The 18,061-nt window shown below is 43.9% G+C and carries 20 protein-coding genes; 3 read left to right on the forward strand and 17 right to left on the reverse strand.

Annotated features, from left to right (window positions below):
- Positions 1-342 precede the first annotated feature (342 nt).
- The 7 genes from ACFODW_RS15935 to ACFODW_RS15965 all read right to left on the reverse strand — a co-directional run bounded on the left by ACFODW_RS15935 (position 343) and on the right by ACFODW_RS15965 (position 5,457).
- Positions 343-627 carry an HNH endonuclease gene (locus ACFODW_RS15935; protein WP_390307785.1) on the reverse strand — a complete coding sequence of 95 codons (285 nt, stop codon included), beginning with the start codon at positions 625-627 and terminating at the stop codon, positions 343-345.
- Positions 628-763: 136 nt separating this feature from the next.
- A complete protein-coding gene (locus ACFODW_RS15940) occupies positions 764-1,969 on the reverse strand; it encodes a hydroxymethylglutaryl-CoA synthase (protein ID WP_390307786.1) in 1,206 nt (401 codons plus the stop codon).
- A gap of 372 nt (positions 1,970-2,341) precedes the next feature.
- The gene (locus tag ACFODW_RS15945) at positions 2,342-2,839 is read right to left on the reverse strand and encodes a metallophosphoesterase family protein (RefSeq protein WP_390307787.1); all 498 of its coding nucleotides are present in this window, start codon (positions 2,837-2,839) and stop codon (positions 2,342-2,344) included.
- Positions 2,840-2,863: 24 nt separating this feature from the next.
- On the reverse strand, positions 2,864-3,196 hold the full coding sequence (locus ACFODW_RS15950; RefSeq protein WP_390307948.1) for a YidH family protein: 333 nt from the start codon (positions 3,194-3,196) through the stop codon (positions 2,864-2,866).
- Between the two features lie 253 nt (positions 3,197-3,449).
- The gene (locus ACFODW_RS15955) at positions 3,450-4,040 is read right to left on the reverse strand and encodes a peroxiredoxin family protein (protein ID WP_390307788.1); all 591 of its coding nucleotides are present in this window, start codon (positions 4,038-4,040) and stop codon (positions 3,450-3,452) included.
- 15 nt (positions 4,041-4,055) lie between these two features.
- Positions 4,056-4,811: a cytochrome c biogenesis CcdA family protein gene (locus ACFODW_RS15960; RefSeq protein WP_390307789.1), complete on the reverse strand. Its 756-nt coding sequence runs from the start codon at positions 4,809-4,811 to the stop codon at positions 4,056-4,058.
- A complete protein-coding gene (locus ACFODW_RS15965; RefSeq protein WP_390307790.1) occupies positions 4,801-5,457 on the reverse strand; it encodes a hypothetical protein in 657 nt (218 codons plus the stop codon). The genes ACFODW_RS15960 and ACFODW_RS15965 overlap by 11 nt, the downstream gene beginning before the upstream one ends.
- 544 nt (positions 5,458-6,001) lie before the next feature.
- Between ACFODW_RS15965 and ACFODW_RS15970 the strand changes: the two genes are divergently transcribed.
- A complete protein-coding gene (locus ACFODW_RS15970; protein WP_390307791.1) occupies positions 6,002-7,480 on the forward strand; it encodes a UDP-N-acetylmuramoyl-L-alanyl-D-glutamate--2,6-diaminopimelate ligase in 1,479 nt (492 codons plus the stop codon).
- 312 nt (positions 7,481-7,792) lie between these two features.
- Positions 7,793-8,908, forward strand: coding sequence for a M20 metallopeptidase family protein (locus tag ACFODW_RS15975; RefSeq protein ID WP_390307792.1), 1,116 nt, complete (start codon positions 7,793-7,795; stop codon positions 8,906-8,908).
- Between the two features lie 246 nt (positions 8,909-9,154).
- Here the strand turns inward: ACFODW_RS15975 and ACFODW_RS15980 are convergent, their stop codons facing one another.
- The 7 genes from ACFODW_RS15980 to ACFODW_RS16010 form a co-directional block, all read right to left on the reverse strand.
- A complete protein-coding gene (locus ACFODW_RS15980) occupies positions 9,155-9,388 on the reverse strand; it encodes an indolepyruvate ferredoxin oxidoreductase subunit alpha (RefSeq protein WP_390307793.1) in 234 nt (77 codons plus the stop codon).
- A 15-nt stretch (positions 9,389-9,403) separates the two neighbouring features.
- The gene (locus ACFODW_RS15985; RefSeq protein WP_390307949.1) at positions 9,404-10,429 is read right to left on the reverse strand and encodes an amidohydrolase family protein; all 1,026 of its coding nucleotides are present in this window, start codon (positions 10,427-10,429) and stop codon (positions 9,404-9,406) included.
- Positions 10,430-10,533: 104 nt separating this feature from the next.
- Positions 10,534-11,544 (reverse strand): VOC family protein, encoded by a 1,011-nt coding sequence (locus ACFODW_RS15990; RefSeq protein ID WP_390307794.1) that lies wholly within the window; start codon positions 11,542-11,544, stop codon positions 10,534-10,536.
- Between the two features lie 72 nt (positions 11,545-11,616).
- Complete coding sequence (locus ACFODW_RS15995) at positions 11,617-12,645, reverse strand: NAD(P)/FAD-dependent oxidoreductase (protein ID WP_390307795.1); 1,029 nt, start codon at positions 12,643-12,645, stop codon at positions 11,617-11,619.
- 31 nt (positions 12,646-12,676) lie between these two features.
- Positions 12,677-13,165: an aromatic-ring-hydroxylating dioxygenase subunit beta gene (locus ACFODW_RS16000; RefSeq protein ID WP_390307796.1), complete on the reverse strand. Its 489-nt coding sequence runs from the start codon at positions 13,163-13,165 to the stop codon at positions 12,677-12,679.
- Positions 13,162-14,445, reverse strand: a complete 1,284-nt coding sequence (locus ACFODW_RS16005) for an aromatic ring-hydroxylating oxygenase subunit alpha (protein ID WP_390307797.1) — start codon at positions 14,443-14,445, stop codon at positions 13,162-13,164. The genes ACFODW_RS16000 and ACFODW_RS16005 overlap by 4 nt, the downstream gene beginning before the upstream one ends.
- A 129-nt stretch (positions 14,446-14,574) precedes the next feature.
- The gene (locus tag ACFODW_RS16010; protein WP_390307798.1) at positions 14,575-14,754 is read right to left on the reverse strand and encodes a hypothetical protein; all 180 of its coding nucleotides are present in this window, start codon (positions 14,752-14,754) and stop codon (positions 14,575-14,577) included.
- Between the two features lie 437 nt (positions 14,755-15,191).
- Here ACFODW_RS16010 and ACFODW_RS16015 point away from each other — a divergent pair, with 437 nt between their 5' ends.
- Positions 15,192-16,076 (forward strand): LysR family transcriptional regulator, encoded by an 885-nt coding sequence (locus ACFODW_RS16015; protein WP_390307799.1) that lies wholly within the window; start codon positions 15,192-15,194, stop codon positions 16,074-16,076.
- 75 nt (positions 16,077-16,151) lie between these two features.
- Here ACFODW_RS16015 and ACFODW_RS16020 read toward each other — a convergent pair whose 3' ends face one another.
- The 3 genes from ACFODW_RS16020 to ACFODW_RS16030 all read right to left on the reverse strand — a co-directional run bounded on the left by ACFODW_RS16020 (position 16,152) and on the right by ACFODW_RS16030 (position 18,060).
- Entirely contained in the window at positions 16,152-16,343 is a 192-nt protein-coding gene (locus ACFODW_RS16020; RefSeq protein ID WP_390307800.1) for a 4-oxalocrotonate tautomerase, read from the reverse strand.
- Between the two features lie 41 nt (positions 16,344-16,384).
- A complete protein-coding gene (locus ACFODW_RS16025; protein WP_390307801.1) occupies positions 16,385-17,173 on the reverse strand; it encodes a 2-keto-4-pentenoate hydratase in 789 nt (262 codons plus the stop codon).
- 92 nt (positions 17,174-17,265) lie between these two features.
- A complete protein-coding gene (locus ACFODW_RS16030; protein WP_390307802.1) occupies positions 17,266-18,060 on the reverse strand; it encodes a 2-keto-4-pentenoate hydratase in 795 nt (264 codons plus the stop codon).
- Between the last annotated feature and the right edge of the window lies 1 nt (position 18,061).

The following is an 18,061-nucleotide window of genomic DNA, read 5'->3' on the forward strand; positions in this document are numbered from 1 at the left end:
CTACTTGTTTCGGCCTAATCGTAGTATGGCTGTAATAGCTAAGGTATATTTACAAGTCTTGGACAGCAAGGAAGCGAAGTACAGGTAGCGGCGTATGATTGTACTAAGCAACTGTGAATTATTTGCATGGCCACCGGAAGCAGCAAACTTAAAGAAACATTTCCTCGCAGATAGGAAAACTCGCCTATCCGAGTTTTGCCGGACTTTTATAACACTTCAAATCGATGCTGAATGATCACACCGGCTAAAAGATACTCTTTCATGGAAGCTACACTTGTTCATCATAGTTCTATAAACAAAAAATGGCCGCTTGCTCGGCATAACAGCCTTCCAAGCGGTTCCTCATCTTCTTTTCCGTTCATTTGATTTTTTTATTTTAATGCTCTTATGAGGCGGCTGTTTACGAATCCAACTGATAAACCTGGATAGTTGCTCATCTTCCCTAAGCTTTTTTAACGTTGAAAGCCTGCTGTGAATTTCCTGATTGCTGTATAGAGCGTGAATTTGCCTATGACAGGGTCTGCATAAATCAGCAGTGGGTCCGAATGTCCCTCCCATCTGCTTTGGCACTAAATGATGTACTGTCGTTTCTACATTCCGCCGTCCGCAAAGCTCACAAAAACCCATTATACAGCACCTCCTAACAAGACGGATTAGCCTAAAAACAAAATTATCAGTTTCTCTTCCATTTCAAAAAGTAAACTTTTCCTCCAACTTCTATAATAAAACCCCCGGCGGCCGGCCGGGGGTTCATATCCTAAATTCAGCGGGAGTCCCCACCGCTCAGTGTGCTGACATCTCGCTGCTTATTGACATATTGACGGGAGTGCTCTTTAATGCCGGACAGGCAGATAGGTGCCGGATCTGCATCAATATCCAATTCAATGGACGATCCATCAGAAGGGAGCGTTTCCTCAAACATGTTTTCATACTCTTCCACGGATATTTCTTTGCGTGTTCCGAAGAGTTCATCATGCTTCTCCGTAAACAAATGGTCCCGGTAGTTCGGCTGTAGCCGTCCCGCAAAAAATTCACCGACTGCCCCTGATCCATAACTGAATAGTCCGATCAACGAACCATCTGCAAGATCTTCTTTTTCCTCCAACAAAGAAAGAAGACTTAGATAAAGGGAGCCTGTGTAGATGTTGCCGACATTCCGGTTATACTCCGTGCTGACTTGGTAATTGTCCATGAGGCGCTCCTGGACACTTTGAGAAGCTTCTTCGATTACCGCACGCAGGGCCTTTTTCCCCATTTTTGTATATGGCAAATGGAAACAGATTGCTTCAAAGTCTTCCAATGACAGTCCTGCCTTCTCCTTATATTGCTTCCATACCTTGGTAAAGAAGGAGATATACTGTTCATTAGAGAACTTGCCATCCACCATTGCCTTGTCCGAGTATACTGGACGCCAGAAATCCATGATATCATCAGAGTAGAAGGCACTTGGCCCTTCGAATCTCATGACACGCGGCTCCGCACTGATCACCATGGCTACAGCACCTGCTCCCTGAGTCGCTTCCCCACCAGTTTTTAAGCCATACCTGGCAATATCCGAGCCAAGTACAAGCACCTTGCTCTCCGGATTCAATGCGATATGCCCTTTCGCCATCTGAATTGCTGCAGTAGCTCCATAGCATGCCTGTTTCACTTCCACAGCACGGGCGTTTGGATTGATACCCAATAGCCGATGTACATAAACTGCCCCCGACTTGGAATGATCAATCCCGGTTTCTGTTCCAAACAGAACAAAATCGATTTTCTCCTTATCTTCCTCATCCAAAATATTCAGTGCTGCATTGGCAGCCAATGTCACCGAGTCCTGAGTGATTGGTGCAATGGCCATTTTCTCTTGTCCGATTCCTATCGTAAACTTTTCAGGTTCTACATTCCGCTCCACGGCCAGCTTGTTCATATCCAGATACATATGGGGTGCATAAAAGCCTATTTTATCGATTCCTATTTCCACTTATAAGCGCTCCTTTATAATCCTTGTAATATCCATGTTGAGCAGGACTCCAGCCCCGCTTATGTAAAGGGTTGATTTCATCGTTGACAATACTCTATCCAATCTATAATGATAGTACAAACTTTATGTAAACACAAAGGAAGTGTCTTGTCATCTCCCAAGGTCTCTCAAGAACTAATACCCGTTTTTTAAGTGTCCTAGATAGCCCTCCGAAGCATTGTAGGTTTTATCCTCTAATAGGCAGTGCAGTATCCTCTTTAACGAAAGACCACTTATAAATGCTGCAGCAATACTCCTCCCGCCATTATTGATGTCTGTTTGGTTCTCTTATTTCCCGGGCAATGTACTGCCTCCACTATTTCCAATGAAAACTCATATTTTTTCATCGTAGAATACATGCTCCGCTCTTATCTCCGGTCCCAGATGCAGGACAGCAAACGAATAATAGGGAGTTGTCCGCTTATCCATGGGAGATCCTGGATTGAGCAGCAATCTTCTTTTGGAATACCGTAATAATGGAATATGGGAATGGCCAAAGATGATGATATCCAAATCCTCTCCATCAAATGCTTCGATTGCCCGCCTTTCGGTCGTCTTCCTCTCTCCATGGCCATGGACGACACCGATTCGGTATCCCTCCAGTTCGAGCACCAGCTTCTCCGGAAATTTTCTGCAAATATCCTCTCCATCTACATTTCCGAAAACGCCACGTACTTCGCCAAACTCGGAGAGCATATGATACATATCCATGGTCTGCCAGTCTCCGGTATGAATGATTAGGTTGGCTGTTTTCAACTCCTGCTCCAGCCGAGCTGGCAGCTGGGTCCCTCTCCTCGGCATATGCGTATCCCCTGTAATAACAAGTTTCATGGCAAAGCTCCTTTCCGGCTCCTACTAGTTTAACATTAGAAAATACACCGAAAAAACCAGAGCAATAGCAATGACCAGGATGCCTATCGAAATCAACGTCACTTTTGAGCTACGGAAGGTCTGATCATTGATGGACTTTGTTTTCTTTGTGTAACTTGCTAAAGCCAAAAGCACAGTTAAAATTCCTAAGGCTACAGACGCTAGACCAATGATATTTGCCAGCATATCCGCATTCGGTGTATGCGGGGCATCCGTAGCATAATGCATATTGGCAACAAGAAAGCCCACCCCCATAATGGCTATGGCTGGCCGCACCCAAGCCAAGAAGGTCCGCTCATTGGCCAGATGCTGTTGAATATACTTGGATTCTTTTGTTTCCGTTTCTTTTTTTTATTTGATTCTGTGTCTGGTTGCTCATTGAATCACCCTATTACATTCCTCCATCTGTTTCACTTCCATTCTCCAGTCTTCGTCAACAAAACTCATACAGCTTTACACAAGCCGTACACTTAGTGTTCCAAAAAAAACACGGAATTCCCTAGGAAATTCCGCTGCTATCTTTTTACGCCTAGCTCCTTTACAGAAAGGGGACACATGCTCCCAATGTCTGCTATTCCATTTCCTCTAGACGTTCCACCATCATATCGTAATTCATAGCCCCCATCATCCGCGATTGAATCCGGCCCTCCGAATCAATCATATAGGTGGTGGGATATGCCTGGACTTTATATTTATCCGCTACAGCAGAAGTCTCATCCAGCAAGATGGGGAAGGATAATTCCAATTCTTCCACGAAATCGGCCACATCTGCTTCGCTCTTTTCAGTATCCAACAGGTCTACCGCCAATACTTCCACCTCGTGATTATCGTAAAGCTTCTGCATATCCGGCATCTCATCGCGGCATGGCGGACACCAGGTTGCCCAAAAATTCAGCATGACCCGCTTCCCTCTGTAGTCCGACAATTTCACTGTCTCCCCATCCAGGGTAGTCAACTCAAAATCTGGCGCCAAATAGCCTGGTAGTACCCCCTCTTCATCTTTTTCCTCCACATCTGTTTGCCCTGCTGTGACCGTTGCAGCATCATCCTCCACCACGTTCTCCTCTATCTCCTCAGATCCTTCTCCTGAGGATGCAAAGTCATATATTGCCCAGCCCACCATGCCAAGCATTAAAATCATGATAATTAAACCGTTTTTCATTGGATATCACATCCTCTACCCTAATTTTGCCAACCACGTATCCTGTACTAAATCAAGGATAAACCCTGATATGTGTGGCATCAACCCAAAGAACAATACCAATCCCATGATGATCATGATAATTGCGCCCACTTTCATGATCGTCTGGCTATACCGAGTCAGCCATCTGGTCGACCCGAGGAAAAAGGTCAAAGTAATGAAAGGCAGAGCAAACCCGATGACATACATAACAGTGTAAAACACGCCTTGACCAGGATGACTTGCCGAAAGCAGCAGGATCGAACCAAATATAGGGCCGATACATGGAGTCCATCCCGCAGCAAATCCCAGGCCAACAAAGAATGTACCTAGATATCCTGCCGGTTTCTTGGAATAATGAAACCGTTTTTCTTTCATAAACCCAGTAATATTGATCCAACCGCCGATAAACAGGCCCATGAAAATGATGAAAACACCAGCAATACGCTGCAGAAGGAGGCCGGAGTCACCAAGCAGCATATCCTGAATCCATTGTCCCAAGAATGAGGCACCTGCGCCCAAACTAATGAAGACTAGCGATACCCCTAACAAGAAAAATGCCGAATGACCCAGTAGCTGTCCACGCATTCTCGAGCTTTGGCTTCCCTGCAATTCTTTCACACTTATGCCAGTAATATACGACAAATACGCCGGGAATATCGGCAATACACATGGCGATAGAAAAGAAATAGCCCCAGCTCCGATTGCAAGCAGCATTCCGGCAAGTAATATCGTATCTGCTTCAATTCCCATTATAGCCCCTCTTTCTTTGATAAAAAATATGTAACCCCAAGCTGATCATATAAAAAAGTAAAATGAACCAGACTTCCACCATATAGCCAAAAACTGCAACAAACGGCTGCAGGGTGGAAAGAATCAATATACCTGCTGTCCAGCCAGTAAGCATCACAATAATCAATCGGTCTCTACCGATACGTCCATGGATAAGGAAGTATACAGCCAACAATACGGCCAATACACTTACGTAACCAAACGCATATTCATCTCCATTCCAGACCAGCTGGAAGAATTCATACACAAATGAAGCCACTAAAAACGTATGCAAAGAAGTTTCCATAAATGAACGCATGTCCAGCTGTTTTCGCTTTGCCTTATAAAACAGCAGTAAAGCACTTAATAGAACGGCCAGATAGAAAGCATTCGACGATGCCGGGTATGCCAATACGACTAGAGGATCGGTGATAAACACCCCAACGTTCAGAATAATTTTTGCCAGCCATATAAAGATGACAAAATTGACCAGTTGTGAAATGACTTCTTCTACATGCTTTTTCTTTTGCTTCTCCGATTGATCGTTCATAAGATAATAAGATAACAGTCCTAATGCAACACTGAAAACAATGATGCCCAGGGATGTCAATTTGCTGGCCACTGCCATACTTGGATATACCTCCATTATAATATCTTTCTGCCTATAACTTACATCTCCTATGTGAAAGTTTAATGAAAGTATGAATAAAAATCCACGACTATCATTTTTTATACTTTAAAACACATTATTATCACCAATGCAATAACACAGGCTTATTCCTCTTGATTTATTTAGGAGATATTGCCCCTCACCTCTTCTCCTCGATTCTCCGGAGATATCCTTTTCATTCGACAATTGTATCCTGACAATTGTATCCTGTATAATTCATACATTGCTTCCAATTTTTATTAGGACGAGCTGTGAATAGCGCCCCCCCTTTTACTAAGACTAATGACCAAACACAGCCTTGCCCTTACCGGGTTAAAAAAACGTTTAACAGCTTCTGTAAAAGGGAATTAACCGTAAATGGCTCATTAGATATGTCCCCCATACGAACAGAGCCGTAAGTACATACACTAGCAATAACCACCTTGCTTCATTTAAAATGGACTTTTAATTACATAGAACATAAAAAACAACAGCAGTTTCGCTTAAGAGGAGGCGGACAACGATGAAACTGACACAGCTGCTAAATGGACTGGAAAAGAAAAACCAAATATCCGTAGATACAGAACAGCTGAAAATTAAAGGGTTGGCTGACAGTTCTGCTGATGTAGCAGCCAATTATATATTTGTAGCAATAAGTGGATTTCGTTCGGACGGCCATGACTTTATCAACGATGCCATCGATAAAGGGGCGTGCCTGATTATAGGAGAGCAGGGTCTGTCCGGTTTGCCTGTTCCCTATATTCAAGTAGAGAACAGCAGAAAGGCATTAGGGATTCTGGCGAAAAACTTCTACGGAGACCCTGCGGAAAAGAAATGGATGATAGGTGTGACGGGCACCAATGGGAAAACCACTACGAGTTACCTTTTAAAACATATCCTGGAGGATAATGGGCACTCCTGTGCTGTTATAGGCACCATACAGAATATTATCAACGGGGAAGCCAGGAAGAGCTCAAATACAACACCCAGTTCACTGGAGATGCACAGAATGCTGGCGGAAAGCAGAGACGACACCGCCATCGTAGAAGTATCATCGCATGGTTTGTCCCAATTCAGGGTGGAAGGTGTCCAGTTTGATCTATGCCTGTTCACCAATCTCCATCCCGAACATCTTGATTACCACCGTACAATGGATAATTACTTTCAAGCAAAGAAGTCTTTGTTTGACCACCTGAAAGTTAATGGCTGTGCAATCGTAAACACGGATAATGAATGGGGCAGCAAACTTGCCAATCTCCTTGAGGAACAAGGCAAAACTGTCTATGCTACCGGTAAATCGGCACAAAGCTCTATAAGGATACATGGCTTCAACACGGATGCATCTACCATTACTTTGGAAGAGAATGGGAAAACCGATTTGATCTGCTCCCCTATCCTGGGAGTCCATAATATGTATAACACCATTTCAGCATATACAGCGGCCATCCTCTCTGGGATATCAAAGGAAGATGTAAGGGAGTCTCTTCTGCGATTCGACGGAATCGACGGCAGGTTTGAAATCAACACTCTTCCAGAGGGACAGAAAATTATCATCGATTACGCCCATACACCAGACGCTATTGACAACTGTTTAAATACCGCCAAAGATTGTGGAGCGAAAAGAATTATCCATGTATTCGGCTTCAGGGGCGACAGGGATATAAGTAAGCGGGAAGAAATGCTTCGCTTAAGCGCTTCATTGAGCGATCAATACGTTTTGACCCTGGATGACCTTAATAGTGTTTCCTATAATGAAATGGTGGATACTTTAAGACAACTTCAAAGTGATCAGGGCAATCAGAAAGGAACTGTATTGCCCGACCGTACCCTCGCCATTAAACAAGCCATTGAACAAAGCGAACCCGGAGATTGGGTGATTATAACCGGCAAGGGACATGAAGCTTATCAACAATCATACTCCATGAATACAACTTCTGATAAGGAGACGGTCTGCCATATCACTAGAACGCTGGATAACATACGGCTGGATGCCGTTTATTAAACATTATATAAGCTGTACAGGTACACGTAGATAAGGAGTGCACCTGTACAGCTTTTTAATTTATACTGTATGGAATCTGTGCCCCGTCCCGATTAAGGTAAGCGACAAACAGAAGTATTCCAAGGGTTAATGGCCTCAAGTGCAATACCTTGCTTAGACAGCTGCTAGCTTCTTTGTGCGTTTCGAGATATTCATGCACCCTCTACTAAACATCATTCAATATTCGACCAATGACAAGGCAGCAAATTAATGCTAAAATACAAACAATTCTTATAACCCAATAGAATATATGGCTAGAAGGAGATGCATGTTTTGAACCGACAGAATTTAGATTTGGCAATACAACTTCGTCATGAACTGCACCAGCATCCGGAATTGTCCAACCAGGAAATATGGACAAAGCAACATTTAATAGCATTTCTACAAAAACACACAAAACTTAAAATCGTTGATAAAGGGCGGTGGTTCTATGCAGTCTACCAAGCAGGAGACAATAAAAAGAACATAGCGTTTCGCGCTGACATGGATGCTCTGCCCATGGAAGAAGCCATTGACCTGCCATATGCTTCCCAATTTGCCAATGTAGCACATAAATGCGGCCATGACGGCCACTCTTCAACATTGGCTGCATTCGCCTTAGAAATTGATCAGAATGGCTCCGATCAAAATATCTTCTTCCTTTTCCAGCATGCAGAGGAAACTGGCGACGGGGCTGCTGAATGTGTCTCTCTCCTGGAAGAAAATAATATTGAGGAAATTTTCGGCTATCATAATATGAGCGGCTTGCCTTACAAATCAGTCAACATCATTGACGGAACTGCACACTATGCATCCAAGGGCATGATTATTGAAATGGAAGGATCGCCCGCCCATGCCAGCCAGCCGGAAGATGGAGTAAACCCAGCCTTTGCAGCAGCTAAAATTATCGACTCCATCCCTGAGTTCACCTCTCCGGACAATAATAAAGGCACTGTCCTCTGCACGGTAGTACAGGTAAACATCGGGGAAAAGGCATTCGGCATGTCTGCAAGCAAGGGGGAGTTATGCCTCACCATCCGTGCTCAATATGAAGAGGAACTGGACCAGCTCCAGAAAAACTTAGAAAACCTAGCACAAGAACAGGCCGGGGAATATGAGTTACAGGTAAACATTTCCTATAATGATACTTTCCCAGAAACAGCAAACCATAAAGCAAGTGCAGACAAAGTGCGGAAAGTGGCTGAGGAAAAAGACTACCAGCTGATTGAAATGAAAGAAGCCTACCGCGCTTCCGAGGATTTTGGCCACTATACAAAGAAAACAAAAGGGGCCTATTTCTTTATCGGGAATGGAGAAGATTACCCACCTATCCATACTTCCGAATATGACTTCCGCGATGAACTCATCGAAGTTGGCGTGGAGATGTTCAAGGGCTTGCTTGAACAATAAAATCACCCGGAAGTTCGCCATAATTCTTACATACTTATTTTTTTTCGGGGCGCGGTTTCTTATGAAGTTGCGTCCTGTTAATTTCGTTCGGGAGCAAGGGGACACAAGACCTTGGCAGGATATGTATTCAGCAGTTTCTTACAGAGGTGGCGATATGAAAGCATACATGTTTTCTCTATGTAAAAAAAGGAATGCTGATCATTACATCAACATTCCCAATTAACAAGGGTATTCTTAGATTAATTGCTATCCGAAAAAGGCCTCAGCCTTTTCCAGCTGTTCTTCCTGCTCAGGCGACAAATCATGCTCATCTACAATCGCATTTACTGGACAAGTAGCAACACAGGCACCACAGTCAATACATGCATTTGGATCGATAAAAAATTGGTCCGGACCTTCTTCTATACAATCCACGGGGCAAATACCGACACATTCTGCTGCCTTTTCATTACTGCACGCGTCTGTTATTACAAATGCCAAAATAATCCTCTCCTTTTATTTCTCAGTCATTAATCTTTTGGTGTATTCCTCTTTCCTTACATTTAAGAATTTCAAGGCATTCAGCCCATGAATTCTTTCTTTCTCCTCATCGCTCAGCGACTTTAATCGATCTACGACTTTTCCGGATGGCGCCTCGCGCAGGAGGAATGGGTAGTCCGAACCGGCGATGATCTGATCTACTCCAAACCTATCAATCATGAATTGGAGATTATTTTCATCGTATACCAATGAATCATAGTATAGCTGTTTCGCATAATGGCTCGGCGGATGTTCCGTTTTTCTAATCTGTGGCCAAACGTTCCAGCCTTTATCCATTCTTGGTAGAAGATATGGCAATGACCCTCCGCCATGGGCGAAGCAGATTTTCAGATCCGGGTATTTATCCAGCATCCCACTCATAATAATGCTTCCAGCCGCCAATGCCGTCTCAGAAGGCATTCCGACCATATACATGAAATTATGGCGTGGCATACGATCCTTCCCTACGGTCTGCCATGGGTGGACAAACAATGGGATTCCTTTGTCATTTGCAGCTTTGAAGAAACGCTCCAATTCAGGATCATCCAAGTTCTTGCCATTTACATTGCTTCCGATCTCTATCCCTTTCAACCCGAGTTCATTGACCGCCCGCTCCATTTCTTTTATGGCTGCATCTACATCCTGCAACGGCACCGTTCCAATCCCCATCAGTCTTGTTGGATGCTCTGCTACTGTGGAGGAGATGAAATCATTTTGAAACCTTGCCATTTCCAACCCTTTTTCAGCGTCGGCCCAATAGCTGAAGGTTACGGGGATAGGAGAAAGCACTTGGACATCGATTCCTTCTTTATCCATATCTTTCACCCGTTCATTGGCATCCCAAGCATGGTTGGTGATTTCACGGAAATTTTTACCCTTAATCATGATCTTGGCACCGCAGTCACAAGTTTTTTCCAAGACCGGCCAGCGGTCATCTCCGTATTTCTCCGCCAGATTCAAAAATTCTTCTGAAATGATATGTGTGTGAAAATCAATTTTCAATGGTTGTGGCACAACGACCTCTCCCAGCTTTCATGTATTTTTGAAGAGAAGAGACAGGCCCCTTCTTGGCCTATCTCTTCCGATTCTAATTTTATCTATAGACCTTACTCGCCAAGCTTCGTACCATAAGTAAAGTATGACTCAGGCGGCGTGCTTCCCCACATTTCCAGACCAAGCTGTCCTACTTCCGATACCCACTCGATTGGCTCCCAATCTGGGGAGAAGATGAGGAATCCACCAGTCCAGATTTCTATGCGGTGACCGGATGGCTCGAACACATAAAGGAATTGTGCCCCGCTCGTGCCATGTTTACCTGGACCCCATTCGATTTTGATATCATTCTCTGCCATTAGGTTGGCAGCGCGGAGCAATTCATCACCTGTATCCAAGAAATAGGCAAGATGGTGGAAGGCTGCGCCATTCTGATTAGCATTGCGCATCAGGGCAACTTCATGGGCGATATTCGTTCTGCTGAGCCATGAGCCTAGACGTTCGTTTTCCTTGTTCTGGATGTAATAGCGGTGATGGATGCCTAACAGATCAGTCCACCACTCTTGTTCCTTCTTCACGTCGTCGACGATGATGTTTACATGATCGAAACGGCGCGGTGCAACCCCTTTAGCTGTATATTTGCTTGGATGGCTCGGAAGCTTGGATTTTACCTGTGGGTCATCTGTAACGAACTTTTCTTTCTCCCAGTACAACTCGATTGGCAGACCGGAAGGGGATTTGAAATGCAGGGCATCACCCAGTGCCTTCTTCGTCCCGCCTTCTACCCAGGTATAATCGATATTCATCAGCTTGAGCTGCTTTTCGAATAATTTCAAGGACTCGTCTGAGCTTACGCGCCAGGCCATGCGGTTCACTTCTGATTTATCCGATGCCCGAAGCACCAAGGTATGATGGTCAAAGTCCTGCCAAGCTCTCAGGTATGCAGTATCTCCGTCTGTTTCAGTCAAGGCCAAGCCAAGCACTTCAGTATAGAACCATAGGGACTTATCAAAGTTATTGACACTGATCTCTACGTGCCCCAAGTGAGCCACCGCTCTCAAATAGCTTTCCAGTCTTTCCTGTGCACTTGCACCTGTATAAATTTCGTCTGTAGTTTTAGCCATATTAATAACCTCCAGAATTTTTTAATAGATATGTGTATGTTGTTGGGCAGCACCGCTTAACTGCCCTGTCTTCTAATTAGCGGTTACTGCCTTCTTCTTCTTTTTCTTCTCCCTGCTCATAATGGACGTACTGTGCGCCGTTTCGAGGGACTCATTCGGATCGATATAGACTTTCGCATTGCTGACAGCTATAGGGGCTTCCCCAAAGCCGGTAGCCATAAGTTTTACTTTCCCAGGGTAAGTCGATATATCTCCAACTGCATAAATACCAGGTATATTCGTCTCTGCTCTGGAATTTACCACGATGGAATTCTTCTCAATTTCCAGACCCCAGTTATTAATCGGTCCTAAATTGGAAATGAAGCCATAATTCACCAAGTATACATCTGCCTCGAGATCCACAGTGGCATCTCCTTTAGCCTGCTTACAGCTGATACAATCAATTTTGGACTCTCCGACAATATCTTTCGGAACAAAAGGTGTCATGACATTTACTGATGACGCTTTCAATTGCTCCACGCTGTGCTCATGTGCCCGGAAGCGATCCCGGCGATGGACAAGAGTTACGTTCGATGCCAGCTTCTCCAGCATCAACGCCCAGTCCACGGCGGAGTCGCCGCCACCAAATACACAAACTTCCTTATCTTTAAAATCATTGATATCATCTATCTTATAGTGCAGGTTATTGCCTTCAAATTTTGCTTCATTCTCCAAGTTCATTTTCCTTGGTTTGAAAGCACCGTTACCTGCCGTTATAATAATCGTTTTGGAATAATGGACCTGTTTCGGTGTCCTGATCTCAAAAATGCCGTCTTCCTTGATCACTTCCTGAACTTCCTCGCCCAGGCAGACTTCATTTTCAAATTGATTCATCTGTTCGGTCAGGCTCTTTACTAAATCCTTGGCTTTTAATTTCGGAAATCCAGCTACATCGTACACATACTTATCGGGATAAAGCGCTGCCAGCTGTCCACCTAATTCCGGCAGACTTTCGATAATTTTTACACTTGCCTGCCGCATTCCTGCATAGAATGCAGTGAACATACCGATCGGTCCGCCACCAATTATCGTAATGTCGTAAATTTCCGTGTCCTTACTCATCCATACACCACCTTTTAAACATTGTTAGCAATTACAGAATCAAGCTGATTTTTCCATGAGGCCGCAGACTGTCCAGGTGCAGGACCGCTTTTTTATTTTTGATGGCAAGACCATCGCCCTGCTGCACAATATCATAGTAGGACTTGCCGATGAATGTATCGATGACTTCCCGTTTGGTCCGGTAAGTCGTAAAGTTGCATTCTACTTTAATCACCTCGGAATCAAGGTCATCTACTAGTATATTGGTATAGTTTCTTAGTGTAGTAGAGTGCGGATATTCCACATGGGCCTCTTTCTTCAATAGTCTCTCCGCCCTCTCCTGCAGTCGGGAACGGCTGTCATGGATATAAAACAGAGATTCGGTTGGCGACGCCTCAGGGTGTCCGATCGGCGGAACCATATAGGTGCCATCATCTGTGAATAAATCGGCCCATTCGAGCAATCTCCATTCATCCAATATTTTGGCTTCCTTATAAAGAAAATCGACGACACTCTGATGGGTTACCGCTGTTACCGTCATTTATAAGCAACCTCCCTATCCTGATTCAAGACTTTTTCAATCCTTTTCTTATACTGCCTCCAGAAACTTCTCATCTGAAGTTCATCGGTTGCAAGGGTATTGTCTTCACCCCTGACCATACCTTTGGAAATATCGTTCCATTCCACCTCAGAGTTATTGGTGTAAGCTTCCTGGCATAGTTCCAAAGCCTCGTTATCATCCGGTGTAGCAAAGCCGCCTGGTCCGAGGAACTCCAAGAAGTTATTATTCCTTGCCAACCGGTGTTCCGGATCTTCACCCTTTGGTGCGAGGGAATAACCCTGGACCTCAATATACCCCGGAGAGGTCGGATAGAAAGTTCTCGCAGTAATCGCCATAATGTCATTGATAACCAAGTTCGGGAAGATGATAATATTCCGGTTGTAGCTGGTAATCCGCTCTGCACGTTCTGCACCGTGCTTTTCTGTCAATTTTTCTTTCATTTTCTCCATGTCGCGTTTTAAATCTTCGCTCCATATCGGTGTCCACTGGGCAACCGGCCTTCCCCAAGGAGCAACATATTCCATAACCGCATGGCCATTACCCAGGTCAATACCTCTACCTTCAAGCTGTACCTTTTTCAAATTAGGATCCTGGCTCTGCTTGATGTCAAAATAAGTTTTATGAGTCGGCATGCCGTGGTATAGATCGACACTGTTTTCAGCCAGCAGCTTCCAGTTGGCTCTTACGCTGTATTCCTGAACTCCCCCAAGTACTTCCAATCCAGCATCGGACTGATCTGCAACAAGATCGATGTACTCCTTTGCTCCTGCCAGATATTCATCAAGAGAAATGGCGTCATCGTCAAAGTTGACAAACATGAATCCACGGTAGCTGTCTACACAGTTAACCGCTTTCATGTTTTTCGAGCCATCATCATTGAAATCATCAGGGAAACCGTCTTTGCCAGGCATACCGGCCAATGTACCGTCATTCTTAAAGCTCCAAGCATGATAGAAGCAGCGGAATGCACGTTGGTTTCCCTCATTCTCCCGACAGACAAGTGCTCCTCGGTGCGGACAGGTATTATACAAAACTCTGATTTCTCCGTCCTGGCTATGAACGAGCAGCAGGTTTCGTCCCCCTACTTTTTTCCGTTTAAAATCACCTGGGTTGGGAACTTCTGTTTCGTGGCCGATAAACAACCAGCACTTATTAAAGATTTCTGCTCTTTCCCATGCGAGAATTTCTTTATCGGCAAATACGCTGCGATGAACAAGAAATTCATTTTTTTCTGGATAGTCACGAACTATTTCGTTCATTTAGCACCCTCCATTTAAGTATTATGACACTAAAGCATGTTGGTTCCGCAATTGGCGAGCTCTATAGTCCCTCTCATATTGCTTATGCATTTACATCGGAAAGATCTCCGGCAAACTGCCACGGTTCTGTTAGCGCTTGCATTTGTTCGGCAGTCTCATGTCTGCAATCATTATTTGGACTGTTAATCCAAAATCACTCGCCTCATAATTTGCAAGCTGCATTGCAATTGCTCTGCCGATACCTAGTGCGGATCCTGTTACGGTTGCAACTCTTCCCTCTAAAGTTCCACTGATTCGTTTATCATCCAATTCAGAGCACTTCCCCCTCTAATCTTGGATTGTAAACACTTTCAACTTTCAGCAGAAGCTTGGCTGTTTGTCGACCAAAATCGAAAATTTGGTGAACTGCCTGGGATTTCCTTGCTTAATTCCATTATAAGTGTCCGACAATTCAGATTCCAATCGAACATTTCTTTGTTTTCGCAATTTAATTAAAAAATATTTTATACACATTTTTTAAAAATTATTATATAATAAAATTATTGTTGAAAAATGGACAAATTTGCCACCCATCCTATATAAAGCTTTGATTCTATATACATGGGGAGCATGCACCACGTATCTTGGTGACTTTATAGATTCATATAATTAGGATAAGATTTAGTTTATAGTTGGTTACAATTATTTTGTAACCGCTTACTATCATTCTTTGATACATATGAAACCATTCTAACAGGAGGGATAAGATGAATGAAAGTCAATTACAGACTTTTTTGACTGTAGCGGAACATAGAAGCTTCTCCAAGGCAGCAGTGATTCTCAACGTCACCCAGCCGACAATAACATCCCGAATTAAAGCGCTAGAAGAAATTTTACAATGCAGCCTGTTTAAAAGGATCGGGCATGAAATCTACCTGACAGAAGAAGGCAATATGTTCATTGATTATGCAAAAAATATCTTAATATATATTAAGCATTCTAAAGAGATTACAAATATAGTGAAAGAGCCGGTCATCAAAGTCGGTTTTTCCCCCGGCTACTCCTACTCTTTCATTATAGAATTATTAAAAACCATTAAATCCATGGGCAATATAGAAATCCAAGTGATAGAAGCCCATGATTCCGTGAGCCTAAATGAAAGGGCTTTATCAGGGGAAGTAGACTTGATCTTCACCAGAGAGATCCTGCCACATAACCATGACATCGTATCGGAATATCTGTTTGACAATGACCTGGTTGTTGTCCTGCCAAAAGACCATCCACTTGCCGATAAGGAAGTACTTGAACTTGAAGACCTGAGTGGCGAGACAATTATCAGCTATCGAAGAAACTCGAAATTATGGCGGCTGATAGACCAGCAGCTGATAGGGGCACAGCAACTCACCCGTATAGACCTGGAAAACAATGAAATGATGATGCGGGCCGTCACAAATAATATAGGTATCGGGATCCTGCCGGAGCTCGGCATTGATAAAAGATACCAGACAGAAGTAAAAGTAAAGAAAGTAAAAGAAATTCAAAGCATACCGAATAAAGTTTATGTCCAATACCGGAAGAATTCACATATCAAGAATATGGCAAAGAAGATCATCTATTCTATCATCAACCATAAATATACTGAAGTGAACTAAAGAAGCGCAGAGATGAGAAACTCCTTCACCGTCCTATCAGACGGTTTGAGGAGAATCGTCCCTGCGCTTTCTTCATTACCTACCTAGTTTTTCTGCGGTCGTTCCACCGATGGACCAATGGCTTTTTGGTACTTCCGTAACGATGATACGAACATTTTCCTTAGGGGCATCCAGTGATTCACTGATTGTATCGGTTACATTTTTCATCATGGTTTCAATTTTTTCCTGGGATCTGCCTTCCATAATCTGTACATTTACAAGCGGCAATTTCTGCACCTCCGACTGAAGAGATTTATTCGGTAATCCTATTATTCCTTAACAAAGAAAGAAACATCGCCAAGCCCACCGTATTTGGCTGTGACAAAATCACCAGGAGACAACCGTACCGCTGCAGTGATGCCGCCAGTCAAGATAGGCTGACCTGCTTTTACCTTCCCGCCTTTTTTGCTCAGCATGTTGGCAAGGCGCGCTACAGATTTGGCCGGATGTCCAAGAACGGCTGCACCGGCTCCCAATGACTGGATCTCTCCATTCAAGGACAATGTCACACCTACGACATCCAGTTCCAGTTCCTCAGGTTTTCTCATATAGGTCCCAAACACTGCTCCAGCTGCAGACGTATTATCTGCAATAACATCCGGCAGGGTGAAATTGAAATTCTCGTAGCGGCTGTCAATGATCTCAATGGCTGGGAAGACGTATTCGGTCGCCCGGATGACATCCAAAGTTGTAACACCAGGACCTTCCAAGTCCCTGCTTAGAATAAAGCCGATTTCCGGCTCTACTTTCGGGTGGATATAATCGGAAATCGAAATGGCCTCCCCTTCTTCAACGACCATATTATCGAAGACATAGCCATAGATTGGGTCATCCACGTTCATCTGCTTCATTTTGGCCTCACTGGTAATCCCCATTTTCGGTCCGATAATTTTATGCCCTTCGTCCAGCTTTTGACGAATCAGCTCTTCCTGAACCAAATAGGAATTTTCAATAGTGAGATCCGGATATAGCTCTGCTGTGATTTTTGTAATTTCCCGTTTCTCTTTTTCTGCATGGTGTACATAGTCGGCAAGTTCTTTAATTAAATTTTTATCCATCTTCTTCCTCCAGTTCCAAGCAATCGATAAGTATAGGTAAAACAGTAAGCATGCTTAAAGCATAATATTTATAAATATTATACGCCTTGTCTCTACTCCCCGAAGGAAATATGCACTTCTCCGAGATCGGCAAACTTTGCATAAAAATGGTCGCCAGGTTCAGCTTCCATTGCAGCTGATAAGGCACCAGATAGAATCACTTCTCCCGCTTTCAGAGAAATTCCATAGTCTGATAGCTTATTGGCAAGCCAAGCTACACATTTCACTGGATCTCCCAGTGCTGCTGCTCCAACACCTGTGTTCAGCAACTGATTGTTTTTGTAGAGTGCCATCCCCATTTGTTTGAGGTCAACATCTGCAATTTTTTTCGGCCTGCCACCAAGAACATATAGCCCGGAAGAGGCATTATCAGCCACCGTATCAGCCAAGGTTATTTTCCAGTCCTTTACTCGGCTGTCTACAATCTCCAATGCAGGGACAACTGCATCGGTTGCTTTTAAAACATCCAGTGATGTCACATTCGGGCCGGCCAGATCTTCTTTCAGAATAAAGGCAATCTCACCTTCCACTCTTGGCTGCAAAACTTTTCCTCTAGGAATTTCTGCACCATTTTCATATTCCATCTGATCAAGCAGATGACCATAGTCCGGCTCGCCTACACCGAGCGATTCCTGCATCGCTTTGGAAGTAAGGCCGATTTTCTTTCCGGTAACCCGCTGGCCATCCTTTACATTTTGGTCAATAGTATGCAACTGCACCTGATAGGCTTCATCCAGAGTAAGATCAGGATCCAGCTCTTTCAAAGGCTGGACCCCTTCCCCTGTACGCCAAGCTTCTGCAAGGTGCTTCGCATGGCTTTGCGTTTTTGTTGTATCTTTCGTTTGCATA

It is taken from the genome of Virgibacillus sediminis (assembly GCF_042643265.1).
Classification (GTDB): domain Bacteria; phylum Bacillota; class Bacilli; order Bacillales; family Amphibacillaceae; genus Virgibacillus_O; species Virgibacillus_O sediminis.